Consider the following 12,472-nt stretch of genomic DNA (forward strand, 5'->3'; position numbering starts at 1 on the left):
CGGTTGCGCTTTTCTTTTCTTTTTGTGGTAAAATAGGACAAAATGTGGAATTCGTTTAAAAGTAGGTGGAAGTAGTGAAGATTTTAGTGAAGGCGCCAGCAAAAATCAATCTGTCACTTGATGTTTTGCACAAACGTCCGGACGGTTACCATGAGGTGGAAATGGTCATGACGACGATTGATTTAGCTGATCGGATTGAGCTAAGTTTATTAGAAGAAGACCGGATCATGATCCATTCCCATAATCGGTTTGTTCCGGATGATCAGCGGAACCTTGCTTACCAGGCGGCCCTTCTGTTAAAGGAAAAGTTCCAGGTAAAGAAAGGGGTGCTAATCGGGATTGAAAAGACAATTCCAGTGGCAGCAGGCCTTGCTGGCGGCAGCAGCGATGCGGCGGCAACATTAAGGGGATTGAACAAGCTTTGGAATCTCGGACTGTCATTGGACGAGCTGGCTGTGCTGGGCGCTGAGATTGGCTCAGATGTTTCTTTCTGTGTGTACGGAGGAACAGCGCTTGCCACCGGACGCGGAGAAATTATAGAAGAATTGCCGGCACCGCCAACGTGCTGGATCGTTCTGGCGAAACCCTTCATCGGTGTATCGACTGCTGAAGTTTATCGCCGCCTTAATGTAGAAAAAGTTCAGCATCCGCCTACAAAACAAATGATCAATGCAATCGAAACGGGAGACTTCAGCCAAGTCTGCAGCAGTGTCGGCAATGTACTTGAGGATGTGACACTCTCCCTTTATCCAGAGGTAGCGCAAATCAAGGACCAGATGAAACGTTTCGGAGCCGATGCGGTCCTGATGAGCGGAAGCGGCCCGACGGTCTTCAGCCTTGTGGCCCACGATTCGCGCATGCATCGTATTTATAACGGGTTACGTGGCTTTTGTGATCAGGTATTTGCTGTAAGGATGCTTGGAGAGCGCCATACCCTTGATTAAATCCGTATATTGATGGTATATTAACCTTAAATATTCGGATTTTGGAGGTTCTTGAATGAAATTTCGACGCAGCGAGCGTTTGATCGATATGACTACTTATTTGCTGGAACATCCACGTCAATTGGTGCCGTTAACCTATTTTGCGGAGAAGTATGGTTCAGCCAAGTCCTCAATCAGCGAAGATCTCGGAATCATCAAAGAAACATTTGAACAGCGGGGAATTGGTGTCCTTCAGACTGTGCCTGGTGCTGCAGGAGGAGTGAAATTCCATGTTCATGTCAGTGACGAAAAGGCAAGGAATATAATTGAAGAATTGTGCGTAATCATGGCCAACCCTGACAGACTGCTTCCAGGCGGTTATCTTTTCATGAATGACATCCTTGGCAATCCAGCCATAGTGCAGGAGGTAGGAAGGCTGCTTGCATCTGCTTTTGCCGAAAAAGACATTGAAGTCGTCATGACCGTGGCAACAAAAGGAATCCCAATCGCTTACGCTGTGGCAAGCCATTTGAATGTACCGGTTGTGATTGTCAGAAGGGACAGCAAGGTGACAGAAGGGTCAACTGTCAGCATTAATTATGTCTCCGGCTCGTCCAAAAGAATCCAGACAATGGTGTTATCGAAGAGGAGCCTTGCAGAGGGTTCGAAGGTTCTAATTGTAGATGACTTCATGAAGGCAGGCGGTACGGTCAACGGAATGATCAACCTGCTGGAGGAATTCAATGCAGAATTAGCAGGAATCGCGGTATTGGTAGAATCAGAAAATGCCGAAGAGAGACTTGTTGACGAATACCTGTCACTCGTCCGGCTGTCAGACGTTGATGTAAAAGATAGAAAAATTACCGTTAGTGAAGGAAATTACTTCGCTCGTAAAGAATAGTAGTGTCAGACGAAAAAATTAATGGGGTGACAATATGAATATTGTACAAACTTCAAATGCGCCAGCGGCAATCGGACCATACTCTCAGGGTGTAGTAGTCAACAATCTTTTCTACAGCTCAGGCCAAATCCCGCTGACTCCAGAGGGTGTAATGGTCGAAGGGGATATCCAGGCCCAGACACACCAGGTCTTCAAAAACCTCAAAGCTGTGCTGGAAGCTGCCGGAGCATCACTTGAAACAGTCGTAAAAGCAACTGTGTTCATCAAAAATATGGATGAATTCGCTCAATTGAATGAAGTATATGCTGAGTATTTCAATGAACATAAACCAGCACGCTCCACAGTCGAAGTAGCAAGACTGCCAAAAGACGCCCTTGTGGAAATCGAAGTAGTAGCGCTCGTTAAATAACGGGCGTTTTTTTTTTGTCCGAAGAGAAGGGAAAGGAGAGTCCGGTACATAAGAGCGGTATATGTGCCCTAACTGAGGAGAAAAGCGGGAGATCGGTAACATAAGAACGGTATATGTGCCCCAACTAAGGAAAAAAGCGAGAGATCGGTAACATAAAAGGGGTATATGTGCCCCAACTGAGGAGAAAAACGAGAGATCGGTAACATAAGAACGGTATATGTGCCCCAACTAAGGAAAAAAGCGAGAGATCGGTAACATAAAAGGGGTATATGTGCCCCAACTGAGGAGAAAAACGAGAGATCGGTAACATAAGAGCGGTATATGTGCCCCAACTGAGGAGAAAAACGAGAGATCGGTAACATAAGAGCGGTATATGTGCCCCAACTGAGGAGAAAAACGAGAGATCGGTAACATAAGAGCGGTATATGTGCCCCAACTGAGGAGAAAAGCGAGAGAACGGTAACATAAAAAAGATTTATGTGTCCCAACTGAGAAGAAAAAACGAGAACAAGGTAACAGTGAACGGCCCTATATCATAAATAGAACTAATAAGAAATGTGCTTGAATTTTTGTTTACTCTTTAAAATATTGTCTGCAAAGTGAAAATTCATATAAAAATTTTCCTGTCCGTCAATAGCCAAAAAAGCCTATTTTAAAAGGGTAAATGAGCTTGAAAAGGCTTTCTCCATGAAAAAGTTCACAAATTTGCCCTACTTTTTAGAAAAAATTTTCTTGTAAAAGAAGGAGTTTTGATTTCCACGTGGAATTATTTAACTAGAATTTTATCTATTTGTAAAGGTGGTGAACAGAATGGAAGTAACTGACGTAAGATTACGCCGCGTTAATACAGATGGACGGATGAGAGCGATCGCTTCCATCACGCTTGACAACGAGTTTGTTGTCCATGATATCAGGGTGATTGATGGAAACAACGGCCTATTTGTTGCAATGCCAAGTAAACGCACTCCTGATGGCGAGTTCCGTGATATCGCACATCCGATTAATTCGGGAACACGCGGTAAAATTCAGGACGCTGTGCTGGCAGAGTACCACCGTTTAGGTGAATTGGAAGTGGAATTCGAAGAAGCTGGAGCTTCCTAGAATATAGAAGTGTAAATCATCAAGAGCCTGCTGCATAAGTAAGGCTCTTTTTTATTTCCCTGTGTGCCCCGAAATTAAACCTTTTTTTAAAAAATCCCTTTCAAAATTGTCCAGCTTCAGCGTCTAGCCCCTCGAGACGCTTCGGCTCTGCCAATGAAGTCAAAGAACGACTTCGTTGTCAGGTCCTCCAGCGCTTGCCGGGGCTGACCAAGGCGACTCCGCTTTTCGGTTAATACACTCCCCCCTAAAATGACAAATAATTGTACTTGTTCTTCTATTCTTGAAATGACCGGCTATTTAAGATATATTCGTAATGGATAAAAAGGTAAATTGGAGGCCTGCTAATGTCTAATCGTTATGCAATCATTTTAGCAGCCGGTCAGGGAACAAGAATGAAGTCCAAGTTGTATAAGGTGCTTCACCCTGTATGCGGCAAGCCAATGGTACAGCATGTAATTGACCAGGTGAAAAGTCTTGATATAAACGAAATCGTGACCATAGTTGGTCATGGCGCCGAAAAGGTGAAAGAGCAGCTAGGTGAGGACAGCAAGTATGCCTTGCAGGCAGAACAGCTGGGAACTGCTCATGCTGTACAGCAAGCAAGTGAAATGCTTGCTGACAAAGAAGGAGTCACTATCGTTGTCTGCGGTGATACTCCGCTGATCAAGGGAGAAACAATGGAAGCTCTTTTCAAGCATCATGAAGAGACTAACGCTAAAGCGACCATCCTGACTGCAAGAGCCGAAGACCCTGCTGGCTACGGCCGTATCGTCCGGAATTCAGAAGGCTTTGTCGAGAAAATCGTCGAGCATAAGGATGCGAATGAGCAGGAAAGAGCTATTGATGAAATTAACACAGGTACGTATTGCTTCGATAACAAGATGCTATTTGAAGCGATCCAGAATGTATCGAATGATAATGTCCAGGGAGAATATTATCTTCCAGATGTCATCGAGATCCTTAAAAACCAGGGCGAAATCGTATCTGCATACGTGACAGATAACTTTGCAGAGACACTTGGTGTAAATGATCGTGTCGCACTTGCTGAGGCTGAGCGCACGATGAAGAAGCGAATCAATGAGTTTCATATGCGAAATGGTGTTTCGATTATTGATCCTGATAACACCTATATTGGACCGGATGTAGCAATTGGACAAGACACAATCATTTTACCGGGAACAATGCTTTCAGGCAGCACAGTCATTGGTTCGGAATGCCAGATCGGACCAAATACTGAAATTAGTAACTGCAAGGTAGGAAATAATACAGTTATCCGTCAATCAGCAGCCTTCGACAGCAGCATCGGTTCTGAAGTCAATATCGGGCCTTTTGCGCATATCAGGCCTGATTCAGATATCCATGATGAAGTAAAAATCGGCAATTTTGTCGAGATTAAAAAAGCGGTATTCGGCAAAGGAAGCAAGGCTTCCCACCTCAGCTATATTGGTGATGCAGAAGTCGGTGCGGATGTGAACATCGGCTGCGGTTCGATCACTGTGAATTACGATGGCAAAAATAAGTTCCTGACCAAGATTGAGGATGGCGTATTCATTGGCTGTAATTCAAATCTTGTTGCACCAGTGACAATTGGCAAAGGCGCATATGTTGCGGCCGGTTCAACAATCACGGAAGATGTCCCAGGTGAAGCACTTGCGCTTGCGCGTGCCCGCCAAGTCAACAAAGAAGATTATGTAGGGAAAATGAACGTAAAGAAATAAGAGTCTTGGAGGTCCCCAATGTCAAACCAGTATCTTGATCCAAATTTGAAGGTTTTTTCACTTAACTCAAACGTAGAACTTGCCCAGGAAATCGCGAAAGTCATTGGAGTTGAGCTTGGGAAATGCTCCGTATCCCAGTTCAGCGACGGAGAAATCCAAATCAACATCGAGGAAAGCATCCGCGGCTGTGATGTGTATGTCATCCAGTCTACCAGTTCTCCAGTAAATGAGAACATCATGGAATTGCTGATCATGATTGATGCTTTAAAGCGCGCTTCAGCTAAAACAATCAATATTGTTATGCCTTACTATGGTTATGCGCGCCAGGACCGTAAAGCGCGTGCACGTGAACCAATCACGGCTAAGCTCGTGGCAAACCTGCTTGAAACAGCCGGTGCAACCCGCGTAATCACGCTGGACCTTCACGCACCGCAAATTCAGGGCTTCTTCGATATTCCTATCGACCACCTGATGGGTGTGCCAATTCTTTCGGAACACTTCAAAGGCAAGGAATTGAATGGCGATGTCGTCATTGTTTCCCCTGACCATGGCGGAGTTACCCGGGCGAGAAAAATGGCTGAAAGACTGAAAGCGCCAATCGCAATTATCGATAAGCGTCGTCCGAAGCCAAATGTTGCAGAAGTCATGAATATCGTTGGTAATATTGAAGGCAAGATCGCGATCTTAATTGACGATATCATCGATACAGCCGGGACAATTACTCTAGCGGCAAATGCCTTGGTTGAGAACGGAGCACTGGAAGTTTACGCTTGCTGTACGCACCCTGTATTGTCAGGTCCTGCGATTGAGCGTATTGAAAACTCCAAAATTAAAGAACTGGTTGTGACAAATACAATCGCGCTTCCGGAAGAAAAGCGCATTGGAAAAATTGATCAGCTATCTGTTGCTCCTTTGATCGGGGAAGCAATTATCCGCGTCCACGAAGAGCAATCGGTCAGCACATTGTTTGATTGATTTTATAACAGAGATCCCAGGCTTGCCAATCGGCAAGCCTACTCTTGTTTTCCGTGAAATCACTGGGCTGTCAAAAGTAGAACGTTTAGACCTTCCTGTTTTGGGGCATTTTTTATATAGACAAGAATTAACCAAAAGGAAGGGGACAAAACCATGAGTGCAACTTTGAAAGCCAATGAACGCACAGGTTCGCAACGTTCTGCCTTGAGGCAATTACGCAGGGAGGGGAATATTCCAGCAGTTGTATACGGAAAAGGTACAGAAAGCCAGTCCGTATATATTAATGGAATCGAATTCCTAAAAACAATTCGCGAAAATGGCAAGAATGGTGTAATCTCACTTGATGTGAATGGAAGCCAGAAGGATGTCATGCTTACAGATTACCATCAGGACCATGTTAAAAATGAAATCTTGCATGCTGACTTTTTAGTAGTAGACAAAAATTCAAAGGTCAATGCCAGCGTAAGGGTAAATCTCGTTGGTGAGGCAGCAGGTGTGAAGGATGGCGGTGTCATTCAGCAGCCGCTCCATGAGGTAAGCATCACAGCGACTCCAGGCAATATTCCGGAATCAATTGATGTGGATGTGACGAACCTGCAGGTGGGTGAAAACTTGACACTGGCTGATGTTAAATCAGGAAATTATGAGATTAATGATGATGAAAGCACGGTTATCGTTTCGATCCTGCCTCCTAAGGTGGAAGAAGAAATTAACTCTGGTGAAGAACAAGAACCAGGAGTGCCTGAAAATGAAGAAGGAAGAGAAACGGAAGCCAGCGGAGAATAAGTTGCAATGGACGTAGCCTGAAAGGGTTACGTCTTTTGCGGTTTTCATGTACATTAGAAAAGGATGGTTTTTCTGTGAGCTCCTCAAATAAGGGGGAGCGAAAAACCGTAAGCTTTTGGTTAGGGGTGTGGAAAGTGAAGTTATTCGTAGGGCTGGGGAATCCCGGAAGGCAATATGACATGACAAGGCATAATATCGGCTTTGAAGTGATTGATGAGTTATCCAAACGATGGAATATCCCATTGGACCAGGCAAAGCATAAAGGGTTATATGGAAAGGGATTTGTTGGCGGAGAAAAAGTTATCCTGCTGAAGCCTTTAACCTATATGAATCTGTCCGGTGAATCGATTCGGGCCGTAATGGATTTTTATGATATTGATATTGAAGATTTAGTGGTAATTTACGATGATCTTGATATGCCGACTGGCAGGATCCGCTTGCGGCAAAAGGGCAGCGCAGGTGGCCATAATGGAATTAAGTCCACCATTTCCCATACAGGAACGCAGGAGTTCAAGAGAATCAGGGTTGGCATCAGCCGGCCGACGAACGGAATGGCCATCACAGATTGGGTGCTGGGCCGTTTTACTGCGGAGGAGAAGGACCAGATGAATGATGCTGTCCTAAAATCAGCAGATGCGTGTGAAGCGTGGTTCAAAAAGCCGTTCCTTGAAGTGATGAATACTTTTAATCAATAACATTCCTATAATCAGGAAAGGCAGCACAATAATTCATGCCAATAACTTGATTAAGTAATATAATGTTAAAATAGAATCATACAATAGGCTAAGTGCATAAGTTCCCCACATCGGGTCAATAATGAATAATGACTTGATTTGTGGGAGGGACGGGTATGGCTATACATTATCATTGCCGTCATTGCGGCACGAATATCGGCTCATTGGACAGGTTGTCTGTCCACAGTGAAAGCTTAGGGTTGCACAAGCTGACAGAGGAAGAACGCCAGGAGATGGTTTCTTACACAGGCAATGGCGATATCCATATAAAATCGATCTGTGAAGACTGTCAGGAAGCTCTGGAACGCAACCCGGACTTCCACCAGCATGACTACCTGATTCACTGACAAGCTTTGGATTCTACATCCAAAGCGTTTTTCTGTTTAAAAAATCGCGGTTGTACAGCATGGACAATCAGCATGCTGTTTGTGCTTCTTATAGGTGTTTTTGAAGGCAACAGCGTATCCGATTTTTATTATAAACATAGCCATTTTTAAAAGAGAGGGAGAGGTTTGGATGCAGGGGCTGAAAGCTCTTTTTAGTCATCAGGATGATGTCCAATCCGTTATTTCCGGAATGGATGCGGGGCTTAGGGAACAGCTCGTCGCAGGCCTGTCCGGTTCGGCAAGGACGGTCTTTTTAGCGGCGATTTACGAACAGACGAAACGCCCCGTCCTGGTCGTGACACATAATTTATTGCAAGCTCAAAAGCTATATGATGATTTAGTGAATTTAGTAGGGGAAAATGATGTCTATCTTTATCCTGCCAATGAATTGATTGCTGCTGAAATCAGCATTTCCAGTCCCGAGCTTAAAGCGCAGCGGATTGAAGCGTTGAATCACTGGAGCAAAAAGAAAACGGGGATTGTCATTGTTCCAATGGCAGGTCTGAGAAAGCTGCTGCCGCCAAAGGAGCTATGGGCAAAATTTCAGCTGACATTCAAGCTTGGTGAAGAGATTGAACTTGAAACCATACTGAACCGTTTTGTCGGCATGGGCTATGTAAGGGCGGAAATGGTATCAGCGCCAGGCGAATTCAGTGTTCGCGGCGGAATCATTGATATCTACCCGCTTACTTCTGCGGATCCAATCAGGATTGAGCTGTTTGACACAGAGGTTGACTCAATCAGGACATTCTCACTCGAGGATCAGCGCTCAAAGGAAAAAATGAAATCCGTTGCGATCGGGCCAGCGGCTGAAAACCTTATAGAGAATGTTCAGCTGGATCGGATGATTTCAGGAATTGAAGCGGGTCTGTCGAAAAGTCTGAAAAAGCTTAAGGATGAAAAAGCAAAGACGCTGATGTCACAAAATATCGGCTATGAACTGGAGCAGCTCCGCAATGGACAAAAACCTGATCAGGTGTTCAAATATTTATCCATTGCTTACGAACAGCCTCAAAGTTTAATAGATTACTTGCCGTCGAATGGCTTCCTGTTTGTTGATGAAATCAGCAGGGTTCAGGAAATGAATGAGTCTCTCAGCAAGGAGGAAGCAGAGTGGTATACGAGCCTCCTGGGTGAAGGGCAGATCATCCATGACCTGAAAATTTCTCATCACCTTCCTGATTTGATGAGCAAAGCAGGAAAACCGATCGTTTATTTATCGTTGTTTTTACGGCATGTTCCAAACACAAGCCCGCAGAATATCATCAATATTTCATGCAAACCTATGCAGAACTTCCACGGGCAGATGAATGTGCTGAAAGGTGAAGTCGACCGCTGGCGCAAGGGGAATTATGCGGTGGTATTTGTGGGTCCGGATGCTGAAAGGGTAAAGAAGCTCGAACGCGTCCTGGAAGACTATGAGATTGATGCAGTAAAGGCAGGCAGCAAGCAGGAATTGCTGCCTGGGAAAGTCCAGATCATCCAGGGCAGCCTGAATACGGGTTTTGAATTCCCAATCCAGAAGATTACCGTGATCACTGAAGAGGAACTTTTCAACAAGAAAACAAAGAAGCCGGCAAGACGGCAAAAGCTTTCGAATGCAGAGCGGATCAAGAGCTATTCAGAACTTAAGATTGGCGACTATGTTGTCCACGTGAATCATGGAATCGGGAAGTATCTTGGCATTGAAACGCTTGTCATCAATGGTATCCATAAGGATTATCTTCACATCCGCTATCAAGGGACGGATAAGCTGTATGTCCCTGTTGAGCAAATTGACCTTGTGCAAAAGTATGTCGGCTCAGAAGGAAAAGAGCCCAAGGTCTATAAGCTTGGCGGAAGCGACTGGAAACGAGTCAAGAGCAAGGTGCAATCTTCTGTCCAGGATATAGCTGATGACTTGATTAAGCTGTATGCAGAGCGTGAGGCAAGTGTCGGCCATGCTTATTCACCGGATGGAGAGATGCAGCGAGATTTCGAATCATCCTTCCCTTATCAGGAAACAGAGGACCAAATCCGTTCCATTCATGAAATCAAGCGTGATATGGAGCGTGAGCGTCCGATGGACCGTCTGTTGTGCGGGGATGTTGGCTACGGTAAAACAGAAGTCGCCATCAGGGCAGCGTTCAAAGCAATAGCAGACGGCAAGCAGGTAGCTTTCCTCGTGCCGACGACAATCCTGGCACAGCAGCATTACGAAACGCTCCGTGAACGCTTTCAGGACTTCCCAATTAATATCGGCCTGATGAGCAGATTCCGCACGCGGAAACAGCAAACGGAGACAATCAAAGGCTTAAAGGCTGGAAGCGTTGATATTGTGGTAGGCACCCACAGGCTTTTATCAAAAGAAATTACCTATCGTGACTTGGGCTTGCTGATCATTGATGAAGAACAGCGTTTCGGGGTTACCCATAAAGAAAAAATCAAGCAATTGAAAACAAATGTAGATGTCCTTACATTGACTGCTACGCCAATTCCCAGGACGCTCCATATGTCCATGCTCGGCGTCCGGGATTTATCTGTCATCGAGACACCGCCTGAAAACCGTTTCCCTGTCCAGACGTATGTCATGGAATATAACGGCGGGCTTGTCCGCGAGGCAATCGAACGGGAACTGGCAAGGGACGGACAAGTCTATTTCCTTTATAACCGTGTCGAGGACATCGAGCGGAAGGCGGAGGAGATTTCAATGCTCGTGCCGGATGCGCGAGTCACTTTTGCTCATGGCCGGATGACTGAAAATGAACTCGAGTCAGTGATGCTTGGATTCCTTGAAGGAGAATATGATGTCCTTGTCAGCACGACAATTATCGAAACTGGTGTAGACATTCCGAATGTAAACACACTGATCGTTTACGATGCTGATAAAATGGGGCTTTCTCAACTTTATCAGCTAAGGGGAAGAGTCGGACGCTCAAACAGGGTAGCCTACGCTTATTTCACTTACCGGAAAGACAAGATCCTCACTGAAGTAGCAGAAAAACGTCTGCAGGCCATTAAGGAATTCACCGAGCTCGGCTCTGGTTTTAAGATCGCCATGCGTGATCTGTCTATTCGAGGAGCCGGTAATCTGCTCGGCGCCCAGCAGCATGGATTTATCGATTCGGTTGGTTTTGATCTGTATTCACAAATGCTTAAGGAAGCGATTGAAGAGCGGAAGCCTGAGAAGGAAAAGGTACGCAAGCCTGCAATTGAAATTGATCTTGAGCTCGATGCTTATATCCCGGACACCTATATCTCCGATGGCCATCAAAAGATCGAGATGTATAAACGCTTCCGAGGCATAGAATCATTGAAGGATATCGATGAACTGAAAGAAGAAATCATGGACCGGTTTGGGGATTATCCGGAAGAGGTTAAAACCTTATTCAAGGTCGCGGAACTCAAGGTATATGCGATTACCGCAGGGGTGGAGTCCATCAAACAGACTAAGCAGGATGTGACAATTCTTTTATCAGAGGACGGAAGCAGCAGGATTGACGGACAGAAAGTGTTCAAGCTTAGCAGCCAGTACAGGAATACGGTCGGTCTAGGTATGGAAGGAAATAAACTCAAGATGGTAGTTCATACAAGAGGAATGAAAGATAATCGCTGGTTCGATATCACTTTCGAGATGGTTAAGGGACTGCACGACTCCCAAAAAGAACAAGAAAACACAGTATCTTGATGTGTGGGAATTTTTTGTAATCAAAATGTAAAACTAAACGGTGTTTCAAAAAAGATAGACAAGGGTAATTTTTGTGTGTACGCAATTATTGACTGGAAGGTTTATCCGTTTTTGGCACCTTTATCACTTCCAAGAAAATAATAATGAGAAGTGTATAGAACTTTCCATATGAAAGATACTAAGTTCAAATCTTGGTAAGGATGATTAATAAAGCCATTATCTTTACCAAAAAAATAATCATCAGATGAAAGTGAGGCAACGTTGGATGAAAGCAACTGGTATTGTTCGTCGAATCGATGATTTAGGTCGTGTCGTTATTCCTAAAGAAATTAGAAGAACCCTTCGTATTCGTGAAGGAGATCCACTGGAAATTTTCGTGGACCGTGATGGTGAAGTAATCCTTAAGAAGTATTCACCAATCAGCGAATTGAGCGATTTTGCAAAGGAGTATGCAGAAGCGCTGTATGACAGCCTTGGCAACCCGGTGCTAATCTGCGATAGAGATACTTATATCGCAGTGGCTGGAGGATTCAAGAAGGACTACCTGAATAAAAATATCAGTGAACTTGTCGAAAAGACAATGGAAGACCGTACTTCCACACTGGTGAATCAGCAATCTAACTTCGCGCTTGTTGATGGTAATGAAGAATCTATTTCTTCTTATACAATCGGGCCGATCATTGCTAACGGAGACCCAATTGGGGCTGTAATCATCTTCTCTAAAGAAGGATCACTAGGCGATGTCGAACAAAAAGCTGTAGAAACTGCAGCAGGTTTCCTCGCAAGACAAATGGAGCAATAATCAAGATTCCTGTTTAACTTAATCCTTTATACCTGAAAGGGCAGCTGATAAGGCTGCCTCTTTCTTTGTC

11 protein-coding genes are annotated in these 12,472 nt (G+C 44.7%); all 11 read left to right on the top strand.

Annotated features, from left to right (window positions below; translation table 11 throughout):
* Positions 1 to 74 precede the first annotated feature (74 nt).
* The 11 genes from ispE (at position 75) to spoVT (ending at position 12,402) form a co-directional block, all read left to right on the top strand.
* Positions 75 to 944 carry a 4-(cytidine 5'-diphospho)-2-C-methyl-D-erythritol kinase gene (gene ispE / locus B5X77_RS00400; RefSeq protein WP_079504184.1) on the top strand — a complete coding sequence of 290 codons (870 nt, stop codon included), beginning with the start codon at positions 75 to 77 and terminating at the stop codon, positions 942 to 944.
* A gap of 55 nt (positions 945 to 999) precedes the next feature.
* On the top strand, positions 1,000 to 1,824 hold the full coding sequence (gene purR, locus B5X77_RS00405) for a pur operon repressor (RefSeq protein ID WP_079504185.1): 825 nt from the start codon (positions 1,000 to 1,002) through the stop codon (positions 1,822 to 1,824).
* A 34-nt stretch (positions 1,825 to 1,858) separates the two neighbouring features.
* On the top strand, positions 1,859 to 2,233 hold the full coding sequence (locus tag B5X77_RS00410; RefSeq protein ID WP_079504186.1) for a RidA family protein: 375 nt from the start codon (positions 1,859 to 1,861) through the stop codon (positions 2,231 to 2,233).
* 810 nt (positions 2,234 to 3,043) lie between these two features.
* Positions 3,044 to 3,334 (top strand): septation regulator SpoVG, encoded by a 291-nt coding sequence (spoVG, locus tag B5X77_RS00415; protein WP_023613316.1) that lies wholly within the window; start codon positions 3,044 to 3,046, stop codon positions 3,332 to 3,334.
* A 344-nt stretch (positions 3,335 to 3,678) separates the two neighbouring features.
* The gene (gene glmU, locus B5X77_RS00420) at positions 3,679 to 5,052 is read left to right on the top strand and encodes a bifunctional UDP-N-acetylglucosamine diphosphorylase/glucosamine-1-phosphate N-acetyltransferase GlmU (protein ID WP_079504187.1); all 1,374 of its coding nucleotides are present in this window, start codon (positions 3,679 to 3,681) and stop codon (positions 5,050 to 5,052) included.
* A gap of 18 nt (positions 5,053 to 5,070) precedes the next feature.
* Complete coding sequence (locus B5X77_RS00425; protein ID WP_079504188.1) at positions 5,071 to 6,027, top strand: ribose-phosphate diphosphokinase; 957 nt, start codon at positions 5,071 to 5,073, stop codon at positions 6,025 to 6,027.
* A gap of 153 nt (positions 6,028 to 6,180) precedes the next feature.
* Entirely contained in the window at positions 6,181 to 6,813 is a 633-nt protein-coding gene (locus B5X77_RS00430; RefSeq protein ID WP_079504189.1) for a 50S ribosomal protein L25/general stress protein Ctc, read from the top strand.
* Positions 6,814 to 6,947: 134 nt separating this feature from the next.
* Positions 6,948 to 7,508, top strand: coding sequence for an aminoacyl-tRNA hydrolase (pth, locus tag B5X77_RS00435; RefSeq protein WP_079504190.1), 561 nt, complete (start codon positions 6,948 to 6,950; stop codon positions 7,506 to 7,508).
* Between the two features lie 155 nt (positions 7,509 to 7,663).
* Positions 7,664 to 7,894, top strand: coding sequence for an anti-sigma-F factor Fin family protein (locus tag B5X77_RS00440; RefSeq protein ID WP_079504191.1), 231 nt, complete (start codon positions 7,664 to 7,666; stop codon positions 7,892 to 7,894).
* Positions 7,895 to 8,063: 169 nt separating this feature from the next.
* Positions 8,064 to 11,600 carry a transcription-repair coupling factor gene (mfd, locus tag B5X77_RS00445; protein WP_079504192.1) on the top strand — a complete coding sequence of 1,179 codons (3,537 nt, stop codon included), beginning with the start codon at positions 8,064 to 8,066 and terminating at the stop codon, positions 11,598 to 11,600.
* Positions 11,601 to 11,865: 265 nt separating this feature from the next.
* A complete protein-coding gene (gene spoVT / locus B5X77_RS00450; RefSeq protein ID WP_079504193.1) occupies positions 11,866 to 12,402 on the top strand; it encodes a stage V sporulation protein T in 537 nt (178 codons plus the stop codon).
* Positions 12,403 to 12,472: the final 70 nt, after the last annotated feature.

The sequence above is a fragment of the Mesobacillus jeotgali genome (genome assembly GCF_900166585.1).
In the GTDB taxonomy this organism is placed as follows: Bacteria; Bacillota; Bacilli; order Bacillales; family Cytobacillaceae; genus Mesobacillus; species Mesobacillus jeotgali_A.

Coding starts and splice junctions, on each gene's coding strand:
- spoVT (WP_079504193.1), top strand. CDS start 11,866: ATGAAAGCAACTGGTATTGTTCGTCGAATCGATGATTTAGGTCGTGTC.
- B5X77_RS00410 (WP_079504186.1), top strand. CDS start 1,859: ATGAATATTGTACAAACTTCAAATGCGCCAGCGGCAATCGGACCATAC.
- B5X77_RS00430 (WP_079504189.1), top strand. CDS start 6,181: ATGAGTGCAACTTTGAAAGCCAATGAACGCACAGGTTCGCAACGTTCT.
- glmU (WP_079504187.1), top strand. CDS start 3,679: ATGTCTAATCGTTATGCAATCATTTTAGCAGCCGGTCAGGGAACAAGA.
- purR (WP_079504185.1), top strand. CDS start 1,000: ATGAAATTTCGACGCAGCGAGCGTTTGATCGATATGACTACTTATTTG.
- B5X77_RS00425 (WP_079504188.1), top strand. CDS start 5,071: ATGTCAAACCAGTATCTTGATCCAAATTTGAAGGTTTTTTCACTTAAC.
- mfd (WP_079504192.1), top strand. CDS start 8,064: ATGCAGGGGCTGAAAGCTCTTTTTAGTCATCAGGATGATGTCCAATCC.
- B5X77_RS00440 (WP_079504191.1), top strand. CDS start 7,664: ATGGCTATACATTATCATTGCCGTCATTGCGGCACGAATATCGGCTCA.
- spoVG (WP_023613316.1), top strand. CDS start 3,044: ATGGAAGTAACTGACGTAAGATTACGCCGCGTTAATACAGATGGACGG.